This window comes from Rhodovulum bhavnagarense (assembly GCF_004343505.1).
Taxonomy (GTDB): domain Bacteria; phylum Pseudomonadota; class Alphaproteobacteria; order Rhodobacterales; family Rhodobacteraceae; genus Rhodovulum; species Rhodovulum bhavnagarense.
Map to the genome: position 1 here is coordinate 83,679 of NZ_SLXU01000007.1, position 25,696 is coordinate 109,374.

The window sequence follows — 25,696 nt, forward strand, 5'->3', positions numbered from 1 at the left end:
GCGGGATGGTGCGCGCACTTCTATTCGTCTCGGCACTCTTGTCCGCGGGGACCGCACTATGGATCTACCTCGACCGGCTGGACCGGCAATCCGCGCCCGTCCCCCAGACAGAGGCAGGCGATTTTTCGGGGCCTTCGCCGGCGCCCGTAGACCAGCCTGGCACAACGCCGGATGCGCCCCCTTCCCAGGCGAACACGGCCCAGGCGTCCGCCACGGTTCTGGTTTTGCGCCGCCCGCTCGGACAGGGCAGCGTGCTGAGCGCCGATGACCTCACCTGGGCAGAGCTGACAAGCGACACCCTTGCCGAGACCTTTTTCGAGCAGGGCAACGCACCATCCGCTCCGTCCGACATCGTCGGGATGCGGACAACACTTGACCTCGCAGCCGGGGCGCCTTTGCCTAGGGCGGCCCTGCGGATGTTGCCCGAAGACCGGCTGTCGACGCGGCTTTCGCCGGGAATGCGCGCGCTGTCCGTGCCGGTGTCGTCCGAAAGCGGGGTTGCCGGTTTCATTCTGCCGGGCGACCGGGTGGATGTTCTCGTCGCGCAGACCGATGCACCAAAAGCAGTGATTGCGCGAGACGTCCGGGTCCTGGCCATCGATCAGACGCTTGAGGTCACGGATGACGAGAACGCACTGGTCGGCACGACCCTGACACTTGAGGTTTCCACGGTACAGGTGCCCGACATCCTTGCCGCGATTTCAGGGGGTAACCTCTGGCTCGCGCTGCGTTCGCCGTCAGAGACGACGCCGCCGCCGATCACGGTAACGCCGGGCGCTCGGCCCGCCCCGCCGGTCGCGACAGCGCGCGCGCGCCCCTCTGTAACGATCCGCGTCATCCAGGGCGCACAGGTCGAAAGTTATGAGGTCGGGCAATGAGACAGGGGCACGCGCGCGGTTCCCCGGCATTAGCGCCCGAACGGTTCAAAAGCGAAAGCCACGCATCCGTGACGGTGGAATTCGCGTTGATCGCTCCCTTGCTGGTTATCATGGTCCTGGGGACGGCGGAAATCGGTGTTGCGGTTCAGCAAAGGCTTGCGCTGGATCATATCCTGCGCGCAGGCGCATTCGCGGCACAGACCGATCCCGGCGAAAAGGCCGTCGAGGATGCGATGCAGGCCGTGCGCGCCGACCTGACCGATCCGGCCTTCGGCAAGCCGGCCTTTCGCAATCACGGCCTGGATGTCACCCGGTTCTGTGTCTGCCCCGAGAATCCCGACGTGGCACCCGGCGTGGCCCCGCCCTGCGGGACGGTCTGTTCGGGGGGACGGGCGCCCCATGCGGTCTATCTTTTGCAAGGGACACTCACCTATGAGACCCGTCTCCTTGGCAACGCCTATTCGACGCCTTTGACCTCGACGCTTTGGGTGGGGTTGCCGTGAACGAAGGCCCCCCAAGATTGCTGCAAGGACAGGCGGGGACGGCAGCGGTCGAGTTCGCCCTCGTGCTGGCGCCGTTCCTGATTCTGTGCTTCGGTGTGTTCGAGGTCGGCCGCGCTGTATCGATTTCCAGCGATCTCGGACGCCTTTCGGATATCGCGATGCGCGAGTTCTATCTGGGCAATCTCGGGGCTGCGGATGACGACGCGACGGTCGAGGCGGCCCTGACCCCGTTGTTGCAGGCGGCATTCACCGGACCCGGCCCCGACGGGCTGACGGTGAACTGCACCACCGGCTCGGATACCCGGGTGCTGGAACTGTCCTATAGCTTTGGCTTCATTTCCCGGCTGTTCGATGGAGCGCCGGGTATCCCGCTAAGCGCGGTGCGCTCTTTGCCCCTTCCCTGAGGCAGCCCTCACTTGGGCGTCAGAAATTCCGAGATCGCTGGAAACATCAGGATCAGGAAGAGTTGCGGCAAGAAGAAGACGATCATCGGCAAGGTCAGCCGTGGCGCAAGACCGGCGGCCTTTTTCTCGGCGCGGGCAAGCCGGTTATCCCGACCCTCGGCCGCGAGCGACACGAGTGTCTCGGTCAACGGGGTGCCGTGGCGTTCCGCGTAGTTCAGCGCCTGGACGAAATACCGGATGCTGTCCAGCGGCAGGCGACTTGCAAGGCCGTCCAATACGCTGCTGCGCTGGTAGGTATGGGACAGTTCTGCCGCGGTCAGTCGCAAGTGATAGGCCAGCGCGGGCGACATCGCGTCGACCTCGCGTGCGACCTTTGACAGGGCGGCGTCTATGCCCATCCCGGCCCTGACCGACAACAACATCAGGTCAAGCGCATCGGACCAAACCCGCTCGACCTCTCGCAAGTGGCGCCCCCGAGCCCAGCTTATCCCCCGATTTGCAACCAGAGCGCTTGCACTCCCAGCCGCCAGCGTCATGGCCAGCGCCGCCCCCGTGGACATTCCTTCGCCGGAGGGCAAGCGCGTGACAAGCCAGACTAGCCCCATCAGGATCGGCGGCAAAGATATCCAAGGCAAAACATGTATCCAATGGTTCCCGCGCCCCGGCTCCCCGCGAGGGGGAGACACCGCAAGGGTCTCATCGGTCGCCGCGCCCCGGCCCCTCGCCCGCAGGGCCGGCCACGTCAAGGCCAGCACGCCGTTCACCAGACAAAGGACCGTCAAAACGGCAAGCAAGACTGGTTCCATGAACCGGCCAGTCGGCAGAAGGGGCGCAAGATCAACCATCGAACCGGATCATCCGCCGCATCACCATCACCCCGATCCCGATCCAGGCCAATGCGCCGGCCGCCAAGGCCATCCCAAGCCCGGTTTCGAGAAAAACGCCGATATAGCCCGGGTTCAACAAGATGATCGCCACCGTCAGCAGAAAGGGCAAAACCCCGATGATCGTGGCAGAGACCCGAGCCTCCTGGCTGAAGGCGTCGATCTTCTGGCGCAAGCGTTTGAAGGAATAAAGCGTTTCTGACAAGTTTTCGAGCGTTTCGGTCAGGCTGCCCCCGGTCCGGCTTTGGACGGCCATGGCAACCGCAAAGAACCGAACCTCGCGCAGCGGCACCCGGTCGGCCATCCGTTCCAGCGCATCGGCCAGCGGCATACCGAGACCGACATCGTTCAGCACCTTTGCGAATTCCGTTCGTATCGGGCCGTCGAACTCGGACACGACGATCTCGATACACCGGTTCAGCGGCAGCCCGCTGCGCAATCCGCGCTTGAGAACGCCAAGCACCCGCATGAACTGTTCGGAAAAGATCGCAAGCCGACGTTTGCGGCGCAACCGGGCAAGCAGGATGCCGCCCGCGGCCGTACCACCCAGACCCGCGACCCAGATCCCGGTCACCAAGGGGTATCGCCACAGCATGACCCCCCCCACCCCCGCCATGGCCCCCGCGAGCATCCACAGCAATGGCGCCTGTGCCCGCAAATCGCGGAACGCCTCGGCAAACCGGCCCGGTCGAAAAAACACCAGCGCCAGCAGGCAGCCGATGGCGATCATCGCGGGAATGAAAACCGCCAGCCGATCCATTCAGGTCGGTCCCTTGCCGACCGCGGCCCCGATTGCACGCATCAGCCGCTCGTCCTCGCCGAAATAGGCCGCCTTTCGGTAAAACGAGGGGCGCAAGGCGGCGCGCGCCCGGTGGTAGCCACGGATTTCCCCGGTCGCGGGGTCCTCGTCGAAATCGAAAACCAGGACATCCTGCAACACGAGGCTTCCCTCGGATATGCCCAGCACATCCGTTATATGCGTGATCCGCCGCACCCCGTCGCGGAAACGGGCAATATGGATGATGACATCGACCGAGGCGCCGAACATCTGTTCGATGGTCTCGCTGTCCAGCCCGGAAAAACCCATCTTGACCATGCTCGACAGACGCGACACCGCCTCGATCGGAGAGTTGGCGTGCAGCGTCCCCATCGACCCGTCATGCCCGGTATTCATCGCTTGCAACAAATCGAACGCCTCGGGGCCCCGCACCTCGCCCAGGATGATGCGGTCGGGGCGCATCCTCAGGCAGTTGCGCACAAGCTGGCGCATCGTGACCTCGCCCTGCCCCTCGATATTGGGCACGCGGGTTTCCAGCCGGACAACATGATCCTGCTGCAACTGCAACTCTGCCGTATCCTCGCAAGTGACGATCCGCTCTGTCGGTTCGATACATCCGGTCAACGCGTTCAAAAGCGTGGTCTTGCCCGACCCTGTTCCGCCGCTGACCAGGATGTTGCAGCGGCTTCGGCCGATCACGCTCAGTATTTCCGCCCCCTCGGCGGAAATCGTTCCAAGATCGACCATTTGCGGAATGGTGAACCGGTCGCGGGCAAAACGGCGGATCGTCAGGGACGGGCCATCCATGCTGAGCGGCGGCAGGATGATGTTGACGCGCGAACCGTCCTTCAATCGGGCATCGCAGATCGGGCTGGCCTCGTCGACATGGCGCCCGACAAGGCTGACGATCTTTTGGCAGACATTCAAAAGCTGCTCGTCGTCGCGAAAGCGCACATCGGTCTGTTCCAGCTTGCCATGCCGCTCGACATAGATCGGGTTGGTGCCATTGACCATTATGTCGGAAATATCGTCGCTGGACAGGAAGGGCTCGATCGGGCCAAAGCCCAGCATGTCGGCGCAAAGCTCGTCTTTCAGCTCCGCCAACTCTTGCGGGCCGATACGCGGGGCGACATGCCGTGCAATCAAGGCGATCTCATCCGACAGCCTCGCACGGGCCTGTTCGCGGTTCATCACGATCAGGTCGGTGGCGTCCATCCGTTCCAACAGCGCGACATGCACCTTGAGCCGGAGCGCCTCAAGCGCCCTGTCCTCCCGCCCCGAGGCAGGATCGTCGCGTTCCGTGTTGTTTCCGGATGACGAGACGCGGCCATTGCGGTCGCGCGTGCGCCGGTCCTTTCCAAGCCGCATGAGACACCTACGCGCCGTTCAGGCGGGCCAACCCCGGCCCCCGCGACGCGGGGGTCGAGAGAGATCAGAGTTCGTCGATGATAGCGTCGATCGCGGCAATGATATCATCGCCCCAAGTCACACCAGCCGCGATGATGGCCCCCGCCACGGCGGCAAGGATCACCGCGTATTCAACGGCGGTCGCGCCGCTCTCGTCGCGCATCTTTTCACGCAGATAGCCGCGCAGGCGGCCAATGATGGTCATGATTCCCATTTTTCGTCCCCTATTTATCAAGCGCCCAACCCGCGCCATGTTAACTTATTGTGAAAATATTGCCTTGATTCCGGTCAATACAAGGGTGGCACATTGTGTTTCCCGACCAGCAACAGAAAGGGTGGCGTCATGGCTGACCGTCCAGATCCCCCGTTCCCGATCGGGAAAAGGGCGCCGCACGCGGTGGCGTTCAGCTTTGCGCGCGATGAAGGTGGGGTCATCGCGATCCTGTTCGCGCTGTTGCTGCCGTTTCTCGTCGGGGGCATGGCAATCGGGGTCGATACCGGGTTCGTCATGGTCAAGCAGCGCAAGCTGCAACATGCGGCCGACATGGCCGCACTGGCCGGGGCGGCGTGGCAGGCGAGCGGGGCCAGCACCGCCGAGATTGCCGCTGTCGTCGATGTCGCCGCCGACAATAGCGGCTTTGACCCGGCGCTGGGGGATATCGTGCTGGGCTATCCTTCGGCAACCGAGCTGTCCGTCACCCTGACACAGGCCCATCCCCGCCCGCTGACCAGCCTTTTCTCGGACAGTCCTTTCGTGATTTCGGCCTCGGCCACCGGCCGGACACAAGGTCTGGAGGCAACGCTTTGCCTGCACAGCCTGTCCAGCAACGCAACGGGCGCGGTCACCGTGGAGGCGCAATCCGTCGTCAGCCTTCCGGCCTGCACCGTCGCCGTGAATTCGGCAAACCCGGCCGCCTTTGTCAGTGCCAGCAAATCGCAAACAAGTTCTGGCTGTATCGGGATTACCGGCGGGGCAAGCATTGCCGGCGCGATCACGCTGGATCGATGCGCCGCCGTGAACGCCAACAAGGGCAGCGGCCCGCCCGACCCCTGGGCCGGCCTTGCAGAACCGGCGCTGAACGGTTCGTGCGATTACGCAACAGGGTTGGAAATCAAGAAAGACACCACCCTGACCCCGACCCAGCCCCATCCGGGCGGTTTACCGATGATGCGGCTTTGCGGCGGGGTGACGGTCTGGCCGAACCGGACACTGACACTCGATCCGGGTCTCTACATCATCTCGGGCGGCGAGCTACGTATCCGTAACAACGCCGAACTGGAATCAAGCGCCGGCGCCTTGATCTATCTTGCGGATTCAGACGCCGGTCTGAGCATGGAAAACCGGGCCAAGATTGCCCTCGCCCCACCATCCTCGGGCCCTTGGGGCGTGGTAAGCCTGTTTGCCAGCCGCGCAGGCGGCCCCGATATCACGTTCGAAGAGGCCGCGATTGACGGCGCCATCTACGGGGCGGGATCGGCGATTTCGGTTGCAAGCAATGGCGCGGTCACCGGCTGTTTCCAACTGGTCGGGGATACGGTCACTCTTGGGGGGCGGGCAACCCTGACACGCGACTGCACCGGCTCTGCGCTGGTGTTCCCCGGTTTCGAACCCGGGGGCGGGGCCGTGTCGCTAGTCGAATGAACCAGGTCTAGAACCGGTTGTTTTCCATGTAATCGATATCGACGTCGGGAAAGGGCGAGGGATCGGCGCGCAACTCGTCAAGAGACACGATATCGATCCGCGACATCGAAGACTTGTTGAGGATCGACATCCCCTCGGTGGTGTTGAACGGGATAAAGGGGCGCCCATCGCAAAGCAGATCGAGGATACGTTCGCCAACAGATATGTAGAACACCCCGTTGAGGATCTGGCCATCGGCGAGGGTCAGACGCACGGGAATGGCAAATTTTGTGCGGACGACATCCTTGTACATCTTGGCTATCCCATCGAGTGCTCAGTAGTCGGGCAGGATGTGGCCATAAGGCCCGTCGACCCCGAAACCCGTCCTGAACCTTTCCTTCATGGCGTCATCCACCTTTACGCTGCCCAGGATGAACAGGTTCACGTCATCGACCGGATCAGCCTGCAAACGCGGATCGCCCTGCATCGCCTGGGGGGAGTCCGAATTCACAAGGTACGGTGTGACGACCACCACCAGTTCGGTTTCATTATTCTGATAGGCCGCCGACCGGAACAGCGCGCCAAGGATCGGCACATTGCCCAGCCAGGGAAACTGGCGCACCGAGCGGATGCTGTCGGATTGCAACAACCCCGCGATCGCAAAGGATTCGCCGCTGGCCAATTCAACCGTGGTATCGACCTTGCGCGAAATGAAGGCAGGATTGTCGTTTACGCGCCGGTTCCAATCCACCTCGCTGACCTCGGGGGTGACCTTGATGCGCACGCGCCTGTCATCCAGAACCTCGGGGGTAAAGGCAAGCCGCACGCCATATTCGCGGTAATCGGTGCTGACGGTGTTGTCCGTGTCGTCACGCGTCACCACCGGGATCTCTCCGCCGACGACAAAGCTGGCAGTGGCCCCGTTCACCGTGACCAGGGTCGGGTTGGCCAGCCGGCGCCCAAGACCTTTGACCTCCAGCGCCTGGATCAAATAGTCGATCCTACCCTCGCCCAGCCCCCCGGTGCCCTGGACGACACCAAACGGATCGCCGTTCAGCCCGTCCATCGGCGCGGGATTGCGAAAGAGGTTGATACCCAGTTCCTTGCCGCCACTTCGGGTCAGTTCAAGGATATTGACCTTCATCATCACCTGGCGGGGATCGGCGACCTTGAGACCGTCGACGACCTCACCGGCGCTATAGGCCTGCGCGATCTCGACCATCCGCGCCCGCTGTGCCGCGTCCGCCGCGCGTCCGGTCAAGAGAACCCTGCCGTTCACGTTGCGCACCGTAACACCGGAGCCGGGATAAAGGTCTTCGATAACCGCCTTGAGCTGGGTGAAATCCTCGGCCACCAAAACCGCGAGACTGCGGCTGGGCGCGCCCCCCATCCCGCGAATGATGACACGGGTCGCGCCTGGCCCCACCGTCTGAAGCGACACGCTGCGCGACGAAAGCGGAATGGCCTTGGCCACATCCTCGGAGCCGACGATGATATCGGCGACGTCGAAATCCAGTTCGATCACCCGGGTATCACCCAGCGACAGCCGAAGCGAGGTAGGGGCCTCGGCCCTGGCCGGCATGGCTGCAAAGCTGAGCCATGCCAGTGACAGCACGGCCAGCAAGGCCACGCACAGCCGGCCCGCAACAGGGCCCGATATCGGCGTGGCCGTCATCTTGTCGGCCCGACGCTGCGCAGCATGTCCAGGTTGTTGCGAATGACCGCGTTGCCAGGGTCAAGCCGCTCTGCCTCTCGCAGGTAGACCAGCGCCTTGTCCAGTTCACCGCGCAACATGTGGGAATAACCGCGATTGTTCAACACGACGGCCCGTTCGGGATAGGTTTCGCCCAGCTCTGCATAAATCCTATCGGATGTCCTGAAATTGCCCGTCATGTCTGCCGCGACGGCATAGGCCATGTGCGCCGTGTGGTCGCCCGTCGACATCGGGTCGATCCCACGCAGATGCCGATAGGCCTCTTCATAGCGGCGCTGCTGCAACAGCTCGATCCCCTGCCCTACGACCCCGCGCTGCATCTCGGGCGACATGGCTTGGCGGGAGGATGGCATACATGCCACGAGCGTCAGAAAAGCGGCCGGGAAAAGGATGGTCCGCGACAACCTGTTGGGCGTCGATCGACGCTGCATGTCATTGTTCATTTTTACTGCCCTCGATTGACGGTAATACAATCGCTCGCTCCGCTCAACTATCGATATTTCCATCCGCACAAGTTCAGACCCGTCTGGGCAATACCGCGCATTGGACCTTTATCGGCCTCGTCACCGGCATCCGGCAGCGTTTCCTAACAAGCAAGATCGCTTGGCCCGCCTGGTCGAGGGGGCCAGCCCCGCCAGCGTGGCCGGAGCAGTGCCAGGGGGAATAGCGTCGGCCGCCGGCCCGCCAGTTGCCGCGTAAGGCCCCGGCGCGAAAATTCAGGCGACATGCCGAAGGGGCTTTTCAGGTCAAAAATAGTCTGATAAAAATTGTCGGGAATAGGTCGGCCCGTCTTTCCAGCCGGCCCCACGTCTGCCAGGCCCCAGCTCTCCGCCCGGTCCCCTGTGCCACAAGCCCAGAGTGCCGCGCATGACCCCACGAAGAGCTGACAGTCCCTCTATGCCCGTTTCCCCCGAACCGCATTTTGCCCGGCTGTCGGACGACCCGCTGGCCGATGCCTTTTCGGGGCGGATGGGGGCGCACGCGCGCGGCGGTGCGCTGCCGGTCGCGGGCGAGGACGTAGCCGGTCTTTGGGCGCGCCTGACGGCGATGCCCCGGCATGGCCCCTCGGTCGCCTATGTCCACATTCCGTTCTGCGAAAACCACTGCCTGTTCTGCGGTTTCTACCAGAACCCCTGGCGGCGCGATCAGGGTGCGCCCTATGTCGATGCGATCCTTGCGCAACTGGTCGCCGGGGCAGAAACGGCGGTGCAGCAGGGCCACCCGCTGCGCGCGGTCTATCTGGGCGGCGGCACCCCCACTGCGCTGGCCGCGCCCGACATCGCGCGGCTGGTCGAGGGGCTTCGCCGGTATCTGCCGCTGGCCCCGGATTGCGAGATCACGCTGGAAGGGCGCATCGTCAGCTTTGGCCTGGAAAAGGCGCGCGCGGCCTTTGACGCCGGGGTGAACCGTATCTCGCTGGGGGTGCAGACCTTTGACGAGGGCGTGCGCCGCCGGATGGGGCGCAAGTCGACGCGGGCCGAAACCATCCGGTTTCTGGACAGGCTGGTCGCGCTGGACCGGGGCGCGGTGGTGATCGACCTGATCTACGGCCTGCCCGGGCAGGACCGCGCCACATTCCGCGCGGATGTGCGGCAGGCGGCAGAGCTGGGGCTGGACGGGCTGGACCTGTATTCGCTGAAACCGATCCCCGGCACGCCGCTGCTGATCGCGCAGGACAAGGGCAAGCTGACCCCCGCCGGGCAGCGCGACCTGGGTCATTTCTACGCCGACGGGGCCCAGGAAATGGACCGCGCCGGGTGGGAGGCGATTTCCACCACCCATTGGCGCCGCGGCACGCGCGAGCGCAGCATCTACAATTTCGAGGTCAAGGCCGGGGCGCAGTGCCTGGCCTTTGGCGCCGGGGCGGGCGGCAATCTGCACGGGCACGGCTTTCGACTGACGCCCGATCTGGCGGCCTATCGAGCAGAGGCCGGACAGGGCGGCGCGGGGCTGATCGCAGGAATGATGCGCCCCGCGCCGCTGGCCGCCGTGCATAACGCGATCAAGGCAGGGATGGAACGCGGCCGGTTGGATGCCGCGCCCGTGGATGCCGCGCTTGCGGCCTGCGGTATGGGCGAGGGTTTTTCCGATCTCGCGGCGCCCCTGACCGCACAATGGACCGAGGCCGGGCTGATGCGGCCCGCAGCACAGGGCCACACGCTGACCTTGGCCGGACGGTTCTGGCAGGTGGCCATGACCGCACGCCTGATCGCCTGGGTCGAGGCACGGACCACGCAAAACAGCAAGGAGATGACAGCATGACGATTTCCGCCGACCTGTGCGCGGCCATCCGCGCCGCGTTGACCGACACGCCCCAGGCCGCGCTTGAGGATATCGCGCGCGCCGCCGGGGCCAGCGTGGCCCAGGTGCTGGCCTGCCTGCCCGAGGGCGAGGCCGCGCTGGTGCCCGACGCGTGTTTCCAACAGGCCATGGCCGATATCGCGGGTTGGGGCGAAATCACATTGGTCGTCAATACCGGCGACGTCATCCTGGAGGCCAAGGGCGAACTGCCCCCGGGCAAGGTGGCCCAGGGCTATTTCAACCTGCATGGCAAACCCATCGGTGGCCATATCCGCGCCGGGGCCTGCACGCAGGTGGCCTTTGTCGCGCGGTCGCTGTTCGGGATGGAAACCCGGTCGGTGCAATTCCTCGACGCGCAGGGCTCTTGCATGTTCAAGATTTATCTCGGCCGTGACGCGGATCGCGCGCTGATCCCGGCGCAGGTCGCGGCCTTTGACGCGTTGCGCGACCGTCTGACCCAACAGGTGCCGGCATGAGCGCGCCGCTGGCAGGCCGCCACCTGTTCGTCTTTGGCGCTGGCTATGCCGCGGGACGCGCGATCGCTTTGGCGCAGGCGGCGGGCGCGCAGGTCTCGGCCACCACGCGCGACCCGGTGCGGGCCGCCGACCTGGCCGAAAACGGGGTGCGGGCGCATCTGTTCGAGGCGGGAACCTCTCCGTTGAATGCCGAATGGCTGGAGGGTGTCACCGACCTGCTTATCTCGGTCCCGCCCGACACCAACGCCCCACCCGAGGATGCCTGCCCGGTATTGGCCGCGCTGCTGGCCAGCGGGGCGGACCTGCCCGATCTGCGCTGGCTGTGCTACCTGTCCTCGACCGGGGTTTATGGCGATTGCGCCGGTGTTTGGGTGGATGAAACCCGCTTTCCCGCCCCGGCCACACCGGATGCGCGCGGCCGGATCGGTGCAGAACTGGGATGGCGTGCGCTGGCCGAACGGCGGGGCATCCCGCTGGACATCCTGCGGATTGCCGGGATCTACGGCCCTGGGACGCGAAACGCGCTGATGCAGCTCCGCTCGGGCAATGCGCGGGCGGTGGTCAAGCCCGGCCATGTCTTCAACCGGATTCATGTCGACGACATCGCGGGTGCGATCCGGGCGGCAATGGCCCATCCGGACGGTATGCGGGTGTTGAATCTTGCGGACGATCTGCCCGCCGCGCCGTCCGATCTGCTGGACCATGCCGCGCGCCTGCTGGGCCTGCCGCCGCCGCCGCGCGTTCCCTTTGCCGAGGCGGAGTTGCCGCCGATGGCCGCCGCCTTCTGGGCCGAAAACCGGCGCATCCGCAATGACAGGCTAAAGGCCCTGCCGGGGTTTGCCTTGCGCCACCCCACCTATCGCGAGGGGCTGGCCGCGATCATCGCAGAGGAAATCGGGGAGATGGCCGATGTCGTGTGAGCACGGGCACCGCCGCCGTTTCGGACCGGGCAACGGGCACGGGCACCGCAGCCGGACAGGCGACTTTGGAGGGGATGAGCATGAGGCCGAAACCGCACCCACAAGGTCCGGGGGCACCGACCGGCCAAACCGCACCGTGCCGCCGGGAGGTCTGGGCAGAGGCCATGGCCGCCGACATGCCGGGGGATGCGGGCATGATGGCACTGGAACACCTGCTGGACCGGGCCGAGGCCAGGGAGACCGAAACATGAGCCTGATACACGACATTCGCACGAATACCGCGACGCCGGTTCACGATGCCCGCATCCTGACCGAAGGCGGGTCGACGGCGATCATCGTACTGGACGGCACGCTTTACACCCTGCGCATCACCCGCGCGGGCAAGTTGATCCTGACGAAATGAGCGCGCCGCCTCGCGGGTGCGCATACAGCACAGCGTTGCCAGCGGCGTCGGGGCCGCTGGCGACCTGTTGCGCGGTCGGCCGGGCCGCGCGCCAAAGCGGGGCGGCACTCGCGACAACAGCCTCAACGCCCGGTGATGTTGGCCGGGTGTGCAATGTGCTGGTTGCGTGGGCTCTTCAATAACCTGCCCCCTGCCGGCCCCCCGGTGCCCGGACGGGCGATGGCATTCCCGTCCGGGTCTGCGCCGGCAGGGGAAGGGGATCAGGTGGCCGAAAGCCCCCGATCCGCTTGCATCCCCGATCCGCGCATTGTTGAGGGAGGACGCGCGCGCGTCAGGGTCGCAAGATCCGACATGGCAGGCAGCAAACCGTCCGCCGGGTTGCCCTCGCAGACCAGCATCGCCGCGCAATGGGCCTGGCTGCGGGTGCCGCGGCGCAGGGCGCGCAGCACCTCCAGGAAATGGCGTTCATGGTCGCTGAGGAGGCTTGCGCAGCACCGGCAGTCGGGGTTGGAAAACCGAAATCCCGATTTGCGGGCCTTGCGCATTTCCTGAACCGCGCCCAGCACTGCGAAGGCCACATCGCGGCTGCGCGCATTGACAAGTCCGTGCGAAAGAAACTGCCCGGCCCGTCCAAAGGCCGACATCCATGCCTGGCTCTTTGGAAAGGCGAAGCTTTGGAAGAACAGGCGCGCGATGGTCAGAACGCCGTGTTCGATGGGGTCGAAACCAGCCTGGGCCAGCGGAGTGTCGCCGGGCAGCGGGGTGCGGTTGCAGCGCCCGGCGCTCATGCGCTGCGCTCATGGGCAAGCGGCGCGGGCGGACCCGGAAAGGCGACGATCCTGGGGTCTGCGGCGAACGGTTCTGGGGCGGCGGGGGTCGTTTCGGGCCTGTCCCGGCCCGCTGACCGGGCCAGGGCGGCGCGCAGCCCCGGATGCATTTTGCCGCCAGCACTTCGGGCGACGGCGTCGGCTGCGGCAAGGTTTGTGAACCAGAAAAACATCGTCCTCTCCTCTTTCGTTTCCGGAGAGGCGGCAGGTGCGTGGCATCGCGCCCCGACCCGCAGGCCCCCCCGAAAGTCCGGTGTTCGATTCTCGGCTGGCCGCGGGGGCATCTGGCGTGAGTTGATTAAATCTGACAAAAATAATCAGGCAATGCAAGCCCCAGAAACCCGTGCGCCTCTCTTTTGGATCTGTTCGCCTGTGGTTGACGGGAATCCCGCTGAGCCAGGACTGTTGTGCGCCGGTCTGTGGCCCGGGCTGGACGCCCGGGCCGAGGTAGAGAGGTGTTCCCTTCAACCGTAGCATGGCACGGGGCCCTGCTATGCGCCGGCGCTTTCGACGCGGTCGCAAGGCAAGGTCAGAACGTCCGCGCCAGTGTCAGCTTGAGGTTGCGCCCCGCCGCCGGGCGTGTGGCCAGGTGCGGCGTGTAGTCGAGGTCAAACGCGTTCTCCAACCCGACGCGGATTTCGGTCCCGTCAAAGACGCCCCTATCGGGCCGCCATGTGGCGCGCAGGTTGTGCACGGTGCTGGACGGTGTCGGCGTCGCCGCCCGCGTCATCCTGGCGTCGTGAACAACCTCCCAGCTCAGGTCCAGCCGCTCGCCCCATTTCCGGCCCAGGGTCACGCGCAACTGGTCGGCGGGCGTGCCTACCCAGTCGCCGGAAAGGCCGGGCGTCGTGTTCTTGCCCCGCGCGATGTTGCCGTTCACATCGACGTAATACCCGCTGGCCAGGCTATAGGCGGCCTCCAGTTCCAAGCCTTCTACCTCTGCCTCGGTGATCGGCGTCATCGTCGATGTCGTGTAGGAGGTGATGTCCCAGATATCGGTGTGATAGACGGTGGCCTTGACGGCGAAATCGTCGCCAGCCGTAAACACCCCGGTCCGGTCGTAGGACAGGCCCAGTTCGTAGCTGCGGGCCTTTTCGCTTTGCGTCATGTAAAGCGGCGTGCCCAGGTCGTCGATGATCGGCAGGTTCTCGGTATAGCCCAGGCTGCCGAACACCGCCCAGCCGTTGCCGAAGGCATAGCGCGCCGACAGCCCGCCCATCAGCGCGTCGTTGTCGTAATCGGCATAGGCCGGCCCGCCGATCTCCTGCGTCTCGTAACGCAGGGCGGGGCTGAGCGTCAGTCCGCCCCGGGTCAGGTCGTCGACCACGAACAGCGCCATCCGATCGTCGGTGCCGCCGGGGGCCGAGGCGGCGTCAAGCCGTTCCTTGCGGGTGAACTCCACGCCGGTGCGCAGGTCATGGCCCCAGGCGCCGGTGTCGAAGAACGCCTGGTTCTTCACCGTCAGCTTGGTCGTTTCATAGCGATGGTCGGCATCGACCAGCGGTTGCAGCATCGGAAAGCTCGGTGTCCCTTCCAGAGGCGAGGAGCCGGGCACATAGGCGCTGTCAATCTGCTGGTCGGCATAGGACAGCGTGGCCGTCAGGTTGATCAGGTCCGTCGTGGGCGAATCGTAGCTGTATTCCAGCACCGCCGTGCGCGATCGCGTTTCGCGGTCGACATTCCCGAACGAACCCGAGGTGGTGCCGAACGTGTCGTAGGGCACATCCTTCTCGTCCGATGTCGTGTCGGAAAAGCTGAGGCTGAGCGCGTGTTCGCGGCTTTCGCCGAAGGTGTACTTGCCCTTGGCCAGCCAGGACGGCAATTCCGCGGGGTCCTGCCCGATCGGGTTGCCGGCGCCATCCTCTTGCAGCCCCTCGTCCCGGTAGGTGTAATTTCCAAGGAACTCCAGGTTGTCGGTCGGCTGCCAGGCGAGGATGCTGGAACTGGTCCAGCCATCGCCATTCGTGCCGTATTGCAGGGTCTGGCGCAGATTGAAGCCGGGCACGCCACCGGTGATGTCCGACGCGTCCTTGGTATCCAGCCGCACCAGACCGCCGACGATGCCCGAGCCGTATTCGAACGTGCCCGCCATGCCGCGGATCACCGTCACCTCTTTGTAAAGCTCGGGATCGGTGAACAGTTGGGTGCCGATACGGTAAAGTTCTTCCGCACCGACCGAGGCGCCATCGACCTGGATCGCGACCTTCTGGTCTGCCCCGTAGGTGCCGTTGGCACCAAATCCACGAATGTTGATCCCCGACCCTTGCGGGGTCGAGCCGTTGATCAGCGTCACGCCGGGCACCGAATCGACCAGTTCGGCGATGGTGCTGGCCTGGCGGTCCTCGATCTCTTCTTCATCGACCACCGTTTCGGCGATGGCGGTGTCGGTCTGAACCTCGCGCTTGCTTTCGCCAAGCGTGACCGGGTCGAGGGCGAAACTCTCTTGCGCCTGCGCAGGCAGGGCGAGCGTGATGGCGGTGCTGCATAGCAACGCGGTCGGTGTCGGAATCTGTCGGAACATGGTCAATCCCTTTTCCAGTCGTGTTGTTTCCACGTGGCTGGCGAGGGGCTGGCGCGTGTTTCCGGGCGCTGCACGTATGCTGGCACAGACCGGTATTGCGTTCGCTACAAAGGTCGACTAAAACTGTCAACATAGGGCGAGTAATTTCGTCCTAGCGGCGATCCAGCGGTGTCGGGGACGCGACACGACCGACCAGCCAGACCGCTCCTCAATCGACATGATGGAAAAGGGAGCCTCAGATGGCTGATGGCAGCGCGATTGCGCCGGACGAGATCCGTGTGCTTCGGCAAGAGAAATCCACGATGCGCACGCGCGATCTGGCCGGTTCTCTGGGCGTGGCAGAGGCCGAGGTTCTGGCCGCCGAAACCGGCCATGGGGTGACGCGCATTTCCGCAGACCCCGACGCGCTGATGCCGCTGATGCCCGGCTTTGGCGAGGTCATGGCGCTGACCCGGAACGAAAGCGCGGTGATCGAAAAGACCGGCACCTTTGGCGACTACACCCCCGGCCAGCATGCCGCGATGGTGCTGAGCCCGGCGATCGACCTGCGCATCTTTCCCAAACACTGGGTGCATGGCTTTGCCGTCGAAGAGAAACGGGGCGGCACGCTGCGCCGGTCGATCCAGGTCTTCGACGCGGCGGGCGACGCGGTGCACAAGATCTACATCGGGGCGGATGCGCCCGAGGCGGCCTGGCCCGCGCTGGTGGACCGGCTGCGGATCGAGGATCAGGCGCAGACGCTTGAGCTTGCCCCGCGCGCGCCCACGGAACCGGCCAAGGCCAACCCCGCCAAGCTGGACGCCCTGCGCGCCGAATGGGACCGGCTGACCGACACCCACCAGTTCCTGCAGATGGTGCGCAAGCTCAAGATGAACCGGCTGGGCGCCTATCGCATCGCCGGGGCGCCCTATGTTCGGCCGCTCGCCCCCGATTGCCTCGGCGCGCTGCTGGACGGGCTGGGCGAACAGGGCTTTCCCTTCATGCTGTTCGTCGGCAATCGCGGCTGTATCGAGATCCATGGCGGCCCGGCGCAGACGATCAAGCCCACCGGACCCTGGCTGAACATCCTCGATCCCGATTTCAACCTGCATCTGCGTGGCGATCACGTGGCCGAGGTCTGGGCCGTGACCAAGCCCACAAAACGCGGCCCCGCCCTGTCGGTGGAGGCGTTCGATGCAGAGGGCGGGCTGATCCTGCAGGCCTTCGGCATGCGCGTGGGCGATGTCGATCACACCGCGGACTGGGACGCGCTGGTCGCCACCCTGCCCGAGGTCGGGGAGGTGCCGGCATGATCCGCATCCTCACCCTTGCACTGCTGATACTTGCCGCGCTGCCCGCCCAGGCCGACCGGGTGCTGTCCGTCGGCGGCGCGGTGACCGAGATCGTCTATGCGCTGGGCGCGGGCGACCGGCTGGTCGCGCGCGACACCACCTCGACCTTCCCCGAGGCCGCGCGCGATCTGCCCGATGTGGGCTATATGCGGCGGCTCTCGCCCGAGGGGGTGCTGTCGGTGCGGCCCGACCTGATCATCGCCGAAGAGGGCGCCGGCCCGCCCGAGACGATCGAATTGCTGGAGGCGGCCGCGATCCCGTTCGTCGAGATCCCCGATGGCCATGACGGTGCGGCGGTGCTGGCCAAGATCGCCGCCGTGGCAAGCGCGCTGGACCTGCCCGAACAGGGCGCCGTGCTGGCGGACGAGGTGCAGGCCGCGCTGGGGGCCACGGCAGCGGCGACCGCCGATGTCGTGCCCCGCCGTGTGCTGTTCGTGATGTCGGTGCAGGGCGGGCGCATTCTGGCCGCCGGGCGCGACACCGCCGCTGACGGGATCATCGCGATGGCGGGCGCGCAGAACGCGGTGACGGAATTCGAGGGCTACAAGCCCCTGACCGACGAGGCCGTGACCCGCGCCGCCCCCGAGGTGATCCTGATGATGGCCCGCGACGGGGCCGAGGACCTGTCGGCCGAGGTCCTGGCGCATCCCGCAATCCGCACCACGCCGGCCGGCCGGAACGGCGCGCTGGTGCAGATGGACGGGCTTTACCTGCTGGGCTTCGGGCCGCGCACGGCCCAGGCCGCGCAGGACCTGTCCCGCGCGCTGGCCGATCTGGGGAGCTGACCCCATGGTCGCGATCAGCCCCGACGTGACCGCCGATTGGGACCGCGCGCCCCGCGCGCGGCGCACCACGCTGGCTCTGGCCATTGCGCTGGCGGTCGTCTCGATCTTCAGCCTGACCGTGGGGGCGTCCGGCGTGTCGCTCTGGGCGGTTCTGGGCGATCTTGCCGCGGGGCGCGAGATCGCCCTGGCCGACCGGGTCGTTCTGTTCGAGATACGCCTGCCCCGGCTGGCGATGGGCGCGCTGGTGGGGGCCTCGCTGGCGGTGTCGGGTGCGGTGATGCAGGGGCTGTTCCGCAACCCGCTGGCCGATCCGGGCCTGGTGGGGGTCAGCGCGGGCGCGGGGCTGGGTGCGATCACCGCTATCGTTCTGGGCGGGTTGCTGCCCGCCGGGCTGGCTGCGGCGCTGGGCTATTACGCGGTGCCGGTTGCGGCCTTTGCGGGCGGCTGGGCCTCGACCCTGGTGCTTTATGCGATTTCCACCCGGCGCGGGCGGACCTCGGTCGCCACGATGCTGCTGGCGGGCATCGCGCTGGGCGCGTTGGCCGGGGCGCTGTCGGGCGTGCTGGTCTACATGGCCGACGATGCGCAGTTGCGCGACCTGACCTTCTGGGGGCTGGGTTCGCTGGCCGGGGCGACCTGGGCGAAACTGGCCGCCGCCGCGCCGCTGATGATCCTGGCGCTGGCCTGTGCGCCGATGCTGGCGCGCGGGCTGAACGGCCTGGCATTGGGTGAGGCCGCCGCCAACCATATCGGCATCCCCGTGCAGCGGTTGAAGGCCGTTGCGATCCTGACCGTGGCGGGTGCCACCGGCGCGGCGGTGGCGGTGTCGGGCGGGATCGGATTCGTGGGTATCGTGGTGCCGCACCTGCTGCGGCTGGCCACCGGGCCGGATCACCGGTTCCTGCTGGTGAACGCGGCGCTGCTGGGCGCGGCACTGCTGATCCTGGCGGATGTGATCGCGCGGGTCGTCATCGCGCCGGCCGAACTGCCCATCGGCATCGTGACGGCGACGCTGGGCGGGCCGTTCTTCCTGTGGATCCTGCTGCGCAAGCGCGGCGTTCTGGACCTGTAACGCGATGCTGGACGCGCAAGATATCACCGTTCGCCTGGGCCGGCGCGAGATCCTGAAAGGGATCGACTTTCGCGCGCGGCCCGGCGCGGTCACCGCCATCGTCGGCCCGAACGGGTCGGGCAAGACGACGCTGTTGCGGGCGCTCACGGGCGATCTCTCACCTGATGGGCGGGTCTGGCTGAACGGCCATGACATCGCCACCACCCGCCCGTGGGTGCTCGCAAGCGTGCGGGGGGTGCTGCCGCAGGCCACGCCGCTGGCCTTCCCCTTCACCGCGGCCGAGGTGGTGCGCCTGGGCCTGATGGGCGGGGTAGAGGCCGCCGAGGACGCGATGGTGCCCAAGGCGCTGGCGCGTGTCGGGCTGGCGGGGTTCGAGGGGCGCTATTACCAAGAGCTTTCGGGCGGCGAGCAGCAGCGTGTGCAACTGGCCCGCGTGCTGGCGCAGGTCTGGCATCCGACGGCCCACGGTCAGCCACGCTGGCTGTTCCTGGACGAACCGGTGTCCAGCCTGGATATCGGCCACCAGTTGCAGGTGATGCAGATCGCCCGCGATTTCGCCGATGCGGGCGGCGGTGTGGTCGCGGTGATGCACGACCTGAACCTGACCGCGATGTTCGCCGATGCCGTCACCCTGTTGGCCGAGGGCCGGGTGCTGGGCCATGGCGCCCCCGCCGACGTGCTGCGCGACGACCTGCTCAGCCGGGCCTATCGCTGCCCGATCCGGGTGAACACGGCGCCGGCCCGTGGCCCGTACCTGTTGCCCCATGCCGCCGGGCGGATTGCAGCCGAATAACGGAGATTGCCCATGAACCTGGAACTGAAAGCCGATGAAATTGCCGCCTTTCTGGACAAGGGCGGGCCCGCGATCTGGGCGATTGCCGCGCTGTCGGTTCTGACCGCCGCACTGATCCTGTGGAAGCTGTGGCGCCTGGCGCTGGCCGGGGCCTGGTCGCGCGGCGCGGCGCGTCGGGCGGTGGACCATTGGCTGGCGGGCGATGTCGCGCGGGCCCGCGCGACGCTGGATGGCCGCCGCGGCCTGCGCAGCATCGCCACCCGCGCCGCGATAGAGGCCCGGCTGGACCCGGACCTGAACGCCGACACCGCGCGTGAAGAGGTGGCGCGCGTGGCCACCGGCGAACTGGTGCGGGCGCGAACCGGCCTGCGCGCGCTGGAACTGATTGCGACCATCGCGCCGCTGTTGGGGCTGTTGGGCACGGTGCTGGGCATGATCGCGGCCTTTCAAACGTTGCATGCCAGCGGGTCGCGGGCCGATCCGTCCCTGCTGGCCGGCGGAATATGGGAGGCGCTGTTGACCACCGCTGCCGGCATGGCGGTCGCGATCCCGGCCTCGGTCGCACTCAGCTGGTTCGAAAGCGTCACCGAAACCGTCCGCACCGATATCGAGGACGCCGCGACCCGCATCCTGACCCGCGGCGGCCCTGAACGGGCGCCCTACCGCGCCGCCGCGGAATGAGCCTGAACCTGAGCCCCCCCGCGCCCCGGCGCAAACCCAGCCTGACCCCGATGATCGACGTGGTGTTCCTGCTGCTGGTGTTCTTCATGCTGGCCTCGCGCTTCGGGCAGGATGTGACCTTGCCGGTCGCGGGCGGCGGCGGGGCGGGCGCGGACTGGTCCGGCCCGCCCCGGCTGGTCGATATCCGCCCCGGCGCGGTGGCGCTGAACGGGGTGGAGGTGGCGCTGTCCGATCTGCCCGCCGCGCTGGCCCCGCTGACCGACAGCCCCGCCGATCCGGTCGTCCTGCGCCCCAGCGAGGGCGCCGATCTGCAACGGGTCATTGCGGTCATGGAGGCGCTGGCAGGTGCGGGCCTCGATCAACTCATCCTTGTGGAGTGATCCCATGCGTCTGCCCCAACCCGCCCGCCGCCCGGCGCGCGAAAGCGTGGTGCCGATGATCAACGTGGTCTTCCTGCTGCTGGTCTTCTTCATGATCAGCGCGCAACTGGCCCCGCCCGACCCGTTCGAGGTAACCCCGCCTGCCGCCACCTCTGACGACCCCGCCCAGGGCGCCGCCGTGCTGCATGTCGCGCAGGACGGTGCGCTGGCCTATGGCGCGGTGCGGGGGGAGGCCGCCCTTGCCGCGCTGGCCGAGGCCGAGATCGACGGGCCGCTGATGATCCGCGCCGACAAGGCCGCGCCGGGGCAGGTGATCGCGGCGCTGATCGCGCGGCTGTCGGCGGCCGGGATCGGCCCCTTGGAACTGATCGCCGAGGGGGGGTGAACAGGATGCGCGGCGTCGCCGAAAGCCTCGTCTTTGCCGGAGCGGCGATCGCGCTGCACCTGGCCTTGTGGCCTGCGGACCCCGATAGCGGTGTCGAAGCGGCGGGCGGCGGCGGCGAGGCGTTGCTGACGATGCGGGCCTCGAGCGCGGCGCTCGCCGCGCAGGTGGCCGAGTGGGATCGCCCGCCGGAGCCGGTGACGGAGGCGCCCGCGGCACCGCAGATGCCCGACCTGGCCTCCCTGGCGCCGCCCCCGCCCATCGCAGAGCCCGCACCGCCCCCCGAAACGCCGCGCCCGCCCGCTGCCATGCAAATGCAAACGTCGCCCTTGCCCATGACACCAGGCGTCGAACCGCCGCCGCCGCCGCCCTCACAACGGCCCCGGCCAGCGCCCCAGCCCGAGCTGCGGCCGGCCGAGGCGGCAGCGTCGCGCTCATCGCCCCGCCCGCCCGAGACGGACAGCAAGCCGCCGGAGGTGCCGCAGAAAACGCTCAACCGCCCCGCGCCCTCAGCCCCGTCCGTCGCGCAGACCGCCCGGCGGGCCAAGGGGGCGGGCGGCGAGGCGCGGGGGCAGAGCGGACAGGCCAAGGCCGCGACCCTGTCGCCGGCACAATCCCGCGCGCTGATGGCCGAATGGGGCGCCCAGATCCGCGCCCGCATCGCGCGCGGCGTGCCGCGTGGCGCGGGTCAGGGCACGGCAGTGATAAGCCTGACCGTAGCCGCCGACGGCAGCCTCCTGACGGTGCGGCTGGCAAAGTCGTCTGGCAACGCCCGGATCGACCAGCTTGCCCTGGCGGCCGTGCGCCAGGCAGGCCGGCTGCCGGCCGCACCGGCGGCATTGGGCCTTAGACAGCAAAGCTTTACCCTGCCGGTGCAGTCCCGCTGACGGGCCTCGGGGGCGTCTCCCTGCCGCGAGAGCGATCTGTTGGTGAATCGCGCCAAGGTCGGCCGACGCGGCGTGAACCTAGTCGCCACTGTCGAAGATATCGCATCGTTCGGGGCCGCCCATGCAGCAGACAGAGCGCCGAGGCCCGCCCACGATCAGGGCCATCTGGTAATAATTCCGGCCATGTCACGAAATTCTTACAAAAAGCATCGAGACCAACTCGGCCGACCTCAACCATGGGAGAAACGAGAATGACGAAACTGACCCGACTGCTGACCACGGTCGCCACCGCGGCGGCGCTGGGTGCCTTCGGCATGGCCGCACAGGCGCAAGAGGATTGCCCCCGCGGCGATTTGGACGAACGCTTCTGCGACCGTGACGGCGACCTGATCGCGGACATTCCGACCGATCCGGCGCAGTGGGTGGACCCCGATACGCTGATCTTTGCCTATACCCCGGTCGAGGATCCGGCGGTCTACAAGGAGGCCTGGGCCGACTTCCTGACCCACCTGGAGGCAGAGACGGGCAAGGATGTCGTGTTCTTCCCGGTCCAGTCCAACGCCGCCCAGATCGAGGCGATGCGTTCGGGCCGGCTGCATATCTCGGGCTTCAACACCGGCTCCAACCCGCTGGCGGTGAACTGCGCGGGCTTCCGCCCCTTCACGATGATGGCCGCCCCCGACGGCAGCTTCGGCTATGAAATGGAGCTGATCACCTATCCCGGTTCGGGCATCGAAGCGGTCGAGGATATCAAGGGCGGTCAGCTGGCCTTTACCTCGCCGACCTCGAACTCGGGCTTCAAGGCGCCCTCGGCGATCCTGAAGGCCGATTACGACATGCTGCCCGAACGTGACTTCGAGCCGGTCTTCTCGGGCAAGCACGACAACTCGATCCTCGGTGTGGCCAACAAGGACTACCCGGCGGCCGCCGTCGCGAACTCGGTCATGGGCCGGATGATGGAACGCGGCGTGGTGTCCGGGGACCAGGTCGTGTCACTCTACAAGTCGCAGACCTTCCCGACGACCGGCTATGGCCTGGTGTATAATCTCGCGCCCGAACTTCAGGAAAAGATCCAGAACGCGTTCTTCAGCTTCGACTGGGAAGGCACCAGCCTTGAGGAAGAATTCGGCAAGAACGGCGAGGGCCAGTTCCTGCCGATCACCTATCAGGAATACTGGGACGTGATCCGCAAGATCGACGCGGCCAACGACGTCAGCTACGCCTGCGAATAAGACCGGCGGGGGCGGTGACCACGCCGCCCCCAACCAAAAAAAAGGGGAACGGGAATGCTGAGGCTGGAGGGTCTGACAAAGACCTACAAGACGGGTGACCAGGCGCTGACGGATATCGACCTTGAGGTGCCCAAGGGCCAGGTTCTGGCGCTGATCGGGCCGTCGGGGGCGGGCAAGTCGACGATGATCCGCTGCATCAACCGGCTGGTGGAACCGACCGCCGGCAAGGTGCTGCTGGACGGGGTGGACATCGCGCATCTCTCGGCCGGGGCGCTGCGCCGGGCGCGGCGCGAGATGGGCATGATCTTTCAGGAATACGCCCTGGTCGAGCGCCTGACAGTGATGGAAAACGTGCTGTCGGGCCGGCTGGGCTATGTCGGGTTCTGGCGCAGTTTCACCCGCCGTTATCCCCAGGCCGACGTGGACGAGGCGTTCCGCCTGCTGGACCGGGTGGGCCTGCTGCACATGGCCGACAAGCGCGCGGACGAGCTGTCCGGCGGGCAGCGCCAGCGGGTCGGCATCTGCCGCGCGCTGATCCAGAACCCCAAGCTGCTTCTGGTCGACGAACCGACCGCCAGTCTCGACCCCAAGACCAGTCGCCAGATCATGCGGCTGATCTGCGAGCTGTGCGCCGAACGCGGGCTGGCCGCGATCATCAACATTCATGACGTGGCGCTGGCGCAGATGTTCGTGGCGCGTGTCGTGGGCCTGCGGTTTGGCGAGATTGCCTTTGACGGCGCGCCCGATGGGCTGACGCCGGATGTGCTGACCCAGATCTACGGCGAAGAAGACTGGGAAGCCACGATCGAAAAGGTCGAGGACGAGGACGATATCGAGGCCGCCGAATGAGCAACGAGTTGCACGACCTGCTTGGCAAGGGGTGGAAGAAGCAGCCCTTCATCAAGCGCACATGGCTGCGCTGGACGATCTATGCGGGCTTTGTCGCCTACCTGATCGCGGCCTTTTCCACGATCGAGGTGAACTGGTCCCGCGTCTACGAGGGGCTGGACCGCGGCGCGGCCTTCGTCATGGCGTTCACCCGGCCCGATTTCGTCAGCCGCGCGGGTGACATCTGGACCGGCATGGCCGAAAGCATCGTGATGACGGTGGCCGCCTCGGTGGTGGGCATCGCGATTTCCATTCCCATAGGCTTGGGGGCTGCGCGCAACATCGCGCCCCTGCCGGTCTACCTGATCTGCCGGGGCATCGTGGCGATCAGCCGGGCGCTGCAGGAAATCATCGTGGCGATCCTGCTGGTGGCGATCTTCGGCTTCGGGCCGCTGGCCGGGTTCCTGACGCTCAGCTTCGCGACCATCGGCTTCCTGTCGAAACTGCTGGCCGAGGATATCGAGAGCATGGACCGCGTGCAGGCCGAAGCGATCCGCGCCTCGGGCGCGCGCTGGATGCAGTGGATCAATTACGGGGTCCAGCCGCAGGTAATGCCGCGGCTGATCGGGCTGTCGATGTACCGGCTCGACATCAATTTCCGCGAAAGCGCGATCCTGGGGCTGGTGGGCGCGGGCGGCATCGGTGCCACGCTGAACACCGCCTTCGACCGCTACGAGTATGACACTGCTGCCGCGATCCTGATCCTGATCATCGTGATCGTGATGGCGCTGGAATACCTGTCTGGGATCATCCGGGCGAGGGTTCAGTAATGCCGGTTCTCGAAAAGGACGACACACAGATCTGGCGCCGCCGCACCCGCGGCCAGGCGCTGACCCACTGGGCCGGCTGGCTGATCGGCACTGCCATCTTCGTCTATTGCTGGCAACAGATTTCCGGCGCGACGACCTGGTTCTTCGTCTGGGACGCGCCGCGCATCGCCGGCGATATCTGGACACGCGCCACCCCGCCGCGCTGGGAATACATCGCGCAACTGGGCCGGCCGATCTGGGACACGCTGAACATCGCTACCTTGGGCACGCTGATGGCGCTGGTCATGGCGGTGCCCGTGGCCTTCCTCGCGGCGCGCAACACCACGCCGTCGCGCCTGTTCATCCGGCCCATCGCGCTGCTGATCATCGTCTCCACCCGCTCCATCAACTCGCTGATCTGGGCGCTGCTCTTGATCGCGATCATCGGGCCGGGGGTGTTTGCCGGGGTCATCGCCATCGCGATCCGCTCCATCGGGTTCTGCGCCAAGCTGCTCTATGAGGCGATCGAGGAAATCGACCACACCCAGGTCGAGGCGATCACCGCGACGGGGGCCAGCCGCTGGCAGGTCATGGCCTACGGGATCGTACCGCAGATCCTGCCCGCCTTTGCGGGGATCTCGGTGTTCCGCTGGGACATCAACATCCGCGAATCCACCGTGCTGGGCCTGGTCGGCGCCGGCGGCATCGGGTTGCAGCTGCAATCCTCGCTGAACGTGCTGGCCTGGCCACAGGTCAGCCTGATCCTGCTGGTGATCCTCGCCTTCGTGGTGGTCAGCGAATGGGTCTCGGCCAAGGTACGCGGGGCGATCATCTGATGATGCTGACATCCCAGCTGGCGTTCGATGCCTACAAGGTCGC

The 25,696-nt window shown here is 66.5% G+C and carries 30 protein-coding genes; 21 read left to right on the plus strand and 9 right to left on the minus strand.

Annotated features, from left to right (window positions below; translation table 11 throughout):
• Positions 1-5 precede the first annotated feature (5 nt).
• Genes cpaB through EV663_RS09010 form a run of 3 tightly spaced genes read left to right on the plus strand, consistent with a single transcriptional unit; the run spans position 6 to position 1,785 of the window.
• Positions 6-878, plus strand: a complete 873-nt coding sequence (gene cpaB, locus EV663_RS09000) for a Flp pilus assembly protein CpaB (protein ID WP_165910162.1) — start codon at positions 6-8, stop codon at positions 876-878.
• The gene (locus tag EV663_RS09005; RefSeq protein WP_132951460.1) at positions 875-1,381 is read left to right on the plus strand and encodes a TadE/TadG family type IV pilus assembly protein; all 507 of its coding nucleotides are present in this window, start codon (positions 875-877) and stop codon (positions 1,379-1,381) included. The genes cpaB and EV663_RS09005 overlap by 4 nt, the downstream gene beginning before the upstream one ends.
• Before the next feature lie 17 nt (positions 1,382-1,398).
• Positions 1,399-1,785 (plus strand): TadE/TadG family type IV pilus assembly protein, encoded by a 387-nt coding sequence (locus tag EV663_RS09010; protein ID WP_165910163.1) that lies wholly within the window; start codon positions 1,399-1,401, stop codon positions 1,783-1,785.
• An 8-nt stretch (positions 1,786-1,793) separates the two neighbouring features.
• Here EV663_RS09010 and EV663_RS15615 read toward each other — a convergent pair whose 3' ends face one another.
• From EV663_RS15615 to EV663_RS09030, 4 genes are all read right to left on the minus strand, one after another.
• On the minus strand, positions 1,794-2,249 hold the full coding sequence (locus tag EV663_RS15615) for a type II secretion system F family protein (RefSeq protein ID WP_165910164.1): 456 nt from the start codon (positions 2,247-2,249) through the stop codon (positions 1,794-1,796).
• 373 nt (positions 2,250-2,622) lie between these two features.
• Positions 2,623-3,429: a type II secretion system F family protein gene (locus EV663_RS09020; protein ID WP_132951463.1), complete on the minus strand. Its 807-nt coding sequence runs from the start codon at positions 3,427-3,429 to the stop codon at positions 2,623-2,625.
• Positions 3,430-4,815, minus strand: a complete 1,386-nt coding sequence (locus tag EV663_RS09025; RefSeq protein ID WP_132951464.1) for a TadA family conjugal transfer-associated ATPase — start codon at positions 4,813-4,815, stop codon at positions 3,430-3,432.
• Positions 4,816-4,879: 64 nt separating this feature from the next.
• On the minus strand, positions 4,880-5,068 hold the full coding sequence (locus EV663_RS09030; protein WP_207904416.1) for a Flp family type IVb pilin: 189 nt from the start codon (positions 5,066-5,068) through the stop codon (positions 4,880-4,882).
• Between the two features lie 129 nt (positions 5,069-5,197).
• Between EV663_RS09030 and EV663_RS09035 the strand changes: the two genes are divergently transcribed.
• A complete protein-coding gene (locus tag EV663_RS09035) occupies positions 5,198-6,496 on the plus strand; it encodes a pilus assembly protein TadG-related protein (protein WP_132951465.1) in 1,299 nt (432 codons plus the stop codon).
• A gap of 7 nt (positions 6,497-6,503) precedes the next feature.
• Here the strand turns inward: EV663_RS09035 and EV663_RS09040 are convergent, their stop codons facing one another.
• The 3 genes from EV663_RS09040 to EV663_RS09050 are packed head-to-tail and all read right to left on the minus strand — an operon-like array spanning position 6,504 to position 8,509.
• Complete coding sequence (locus EV663_RS09040; protein WP_132951466.1) at positions 6,504-6,788, minus strand: hypothetical protein; 285 nt, start codon at positions 6,786-6,788, stop codon at positions 6,504-6,506.
• Between the two features lie 21 nt (positions 6,789-6,809).
• Positions 6,810-8,150, minus strand: coding sequence for a type II and III secretion system protein family protein (locus tag EV663_RS09045; protein WP_132951467.1), 1,341 nt, complete (start codon positions 8,148-8,150; stop codon positions 6,810-6,812).
• Complete coding sequence (locus tag EV663_RS09050; protein WP_165910165.1) at positions 8,147-8,509, minus strand: tetratricopeptide repeat protein; 363 nt, start codon at positions 8,507-8,509, stop codon at positions 8,147-8,149. Before EV663_RS09050 ends, EV663_RS09045 begins: the two co-directional genes overlap by 4 nt.
• Positions 8,510-9,056: 547 nt before the next feature.
• On the opposite strand from EV663_RS09050, the gene hutW reads away from it, so the two are divergent.
• The 5 genes from hutW to hemP all read left to right on the plus strand — a co-directional run bounded on the left by hutW (position 9,057) and on the right by hemP (position 12,289).
• The gene (gene hutW / locus EV663_RS09055) at positions 9,057-10,451 is read left to right on the plus strand and encodes a heme anaerobic degradation radical SAM methyltransferase ChuW/HutW (protein WP_243697918.1); all 1,395 of its coding nucleotides are present in this window, start codon (positions 9,057-9,059) and stop codon (positions 10,449-10,451) included.
• Positions 10,448-10,966, plus strand: a complete 519-nt coding sequence (gene hutX, locus EV663_RS09060; protein ID WP_132951469.1) for a heme utilization cystosolic carrier protein HutX — start codon at positions 10,448-10,450, stop codon at positions 10,964-10,966. Before hutW ends, hutX begins: the two co-directional genes overlap by 4 nt.
• Positions 10,963-11,886: an SDR family oxidoreductase gene (locus tag EV663_RS09065; RefSeq protein WP_132951470.1), complete on the plus strand. Its 924-nt coding sequence runs from the start codon at positions 10,963-10,965 to the stop codon at positions 11,884-11,886. The genes hutX and EV663_RS09065 overlap by 4 nt, the downstream gene beginning before the upstream one ends.
• Positions 11,887-11,966: 80 nt before the next feature.
• On the plus strand, positions 11,967-12,137 hold the full coding sequence (locus EV663_RS15620; RefSeq protein WP_165910166.1) for a hypothetical protein: 171 nt from the start codon (positions 11,967-11,969) through the stop codon (positions 12,135-12,137).
• A complete protein-coding gene (gene hemP / locus EV663_RS09070; RefSeq protein WP_132951471.1) occupies positions 12,134-12,289 on the plus strand; it encodes a hemin uptake protein HemP in 156 nt (51 codons plus the stop codon). The genes EV663_RS15620 and hemP overlap by 4 nt, the downstream gene beginning before the upstream one ends.
• 260 nt (positions 12,290-12,549) lie before the next feature.
• On the opposite strand, the gene EV663_RS09075 is transcribed toward hemP, so the two are convergent.
• Both EV663_RS09075 and EV663_RS09085 read right to left on the minus strand, forming a co-directional pair.
• Positions 12,550-13,077, minus strand: a complete 528-nt coding sequence (locus EV663_RS09075; protein WP_132951472.1) for a hypothetical protein — start codon at positions 13,075-13,077, stop codon at positions 12,550-12,552.
• Positions 13,078-13,645: 568 nt separating this feature from the next.
• Positions 13,646-15,637, minus strand: a complete 1,992-nt coding sequence (locus tag EV663_RS09085) for a TonB-dependent receptor plug domain-containing protein (RefSeq protein WP_132951474.1) — start codon at positions 15,635-15,637, stop codon at positions 13,646-13,648.
• Between the two features lie 239 nt (positions 15,638-15,876).
• Here EV663_RS09085 and EV663_RS09090 point away from each other — a divergent pair, with 239 nt between their 5' ends.
• The 12 genes from EV663_RS09090 to phnE (EV663_RS09145) all read left to right on the plus strand — a co-directional run bounded on the left by EV663_RS09090 (position 15,877) and on the right by phnE (EV663_RS09145) (position 25,653).
• Positions 15,877-16,929: a hemin-degrading factor gene (locus EV663_RS09090; RefSeq protein WP_132951475.1), complete on the plus strand. Its 1,053-nt coding sequence runs from the start codon at positions 15,877-15,879 to the stop codon at positions 16,927-16,929.
• Positions 16,926-17,753 (plus strand): heme/hemin ABC transporter substrate-binding protein, encoded by an 828-nt coding sequence (locus EV663_RS09095; protein ID WP_132951476.1) that lies wholly within the window; start codon positions 16,926-16,928, stop codon positions 17,751-17,753. The genes EV663_RS09090 and EV663_RS09095 overlap by 4 nt, the downstream gene beginning before the upstream one ends.
• A gap of 4 nt (positions 17,754-17,757) precedes the next feature.
• Positions 17,758-18,825 carry a FecCD family ABC transporter permease gene (locus EV663_RS09100; protein ID WP_132951477.1) on the plus strand — a complete coding sequence of 356 codons (1,068 nt, stop codon included), beginning with the start codon at positions 17,758-17,760 and terminating at the stop codon, positions 18,823-18,825.
• Positions 18,826-18,829: 4 nt separating this feature from the next.
• Positions 18,830-19,618 carry a heme ABC transporter ATP-binding protein gene (locus EV663_RS09105; protein ID WP_132951478.1) on the plus strand — a complete coding sequence of 263 codons (789 nt, stop codon included), beginning with the start codon at positions 18,830-18,832 and terminating at the stop codon, positions 19,616-19,618.
• 12 nt (positions 19,619-19,630) lie between these two features.
• Positions 19,631-20,299 carry a MotA/TolQ/ExbB proton channel family protein gene (locus EV663_RS09110; protein WP_132951479.1) on the plus strand — a complete coding sequence of 223 codons (669 nt, stop codon included), beginning with the start codon at positions 19,631-19,633 and terminating at the stop codon, positions 20,297-20,299.
• Positions 20,296-20,679, plus strand: a complete 384-nt coding sequence (locus tag EV663_RS09115) for an ExbD/TolR family protein (protein ID WP_132951480.1) — start codon at positions 20,296-20,298, stop codon at positions 20,677-20,679. Before EV663_RS09110 ends, EV663_RS09115 begins: the two co-directional genes overlap by 4 nt.
• A 4-nt stretch (positions 20,680-20,683) precedes the next feature.
• Positions 20,684-21,064, plus strand: coding sequence for an ExbD/TolR family protein (locus tag EV663_RS09120; protein WP_132951481.1), 381 nt, complete (start codon positions 20,684-20,686; stop codon positions 21,062-21,064).
• A gap of 5 nt (positions 21,065-21,069) precedes the next feature.
• Complete coding sequence (locus tag EV663_RS09125; RefSeq protein WP_132951482.1) at positions 21,070-21,948, plus strand: TonB family protein; 879 nt, start codon at positions 21,070-21,072, stop codon at positions 21,946-21,948.
• Between the two features lie 251 nt (positions 21,949-22,199).
• A complete protein-coding gene (phnD, locus tag EV663_RS09130; RefSeq protein WP_132951483.1) occupies positions 22,200-23,180 on the plus strand; it encodes a phosphate/phosphite/phosphonate ABC transporter substrate-binding protein in 981 nt (326 codons plus the stop codon).
• A gap of 54 nt (positions 23,181-23,234) precedes the next feature.
• Positions 23,235-24,029: a phosphonate ABC transporter ATP-binding protein gene (gene phnC, locus EV663_RS09135; protein WP_132951484.1), complete on the plus strand. Its 795-nt coding sequence runs from the start codon at positions 23,235-23,237 to the stop codon at positions 24,027-24,029.
• Positions 24,026-24,838, plus strand: coding sequence for a phosphonate ABC transporter, permease protein PhnE (phnE, locus tag EV663_RS09140; protein WP_132951485.1), 813 nt, complete (start codon positions 24,026-24,028; stop codon positions 24,836-24,838). The genes phnC and phnE (EV663_RS09140) overlap by 4 nt, the downstream gene beginning before the upstream one ends.
• Entirely contained in the window at positions 24,838-25,653 is an 816-nt protein-coding gene (gene phnE / locus EV663_RS09145) for a phosphonate ABC transporter, permease protein PhnE (protein WP_132951486.1), read from the plus strand. Before phnE (EV663_RS09140) ends, phnE (EV663_RS09145) begins: the two co-directional genes overlap by 1 nt.
• Positions 25,654-25,696 lie beyond the last annotated feature (43 nt).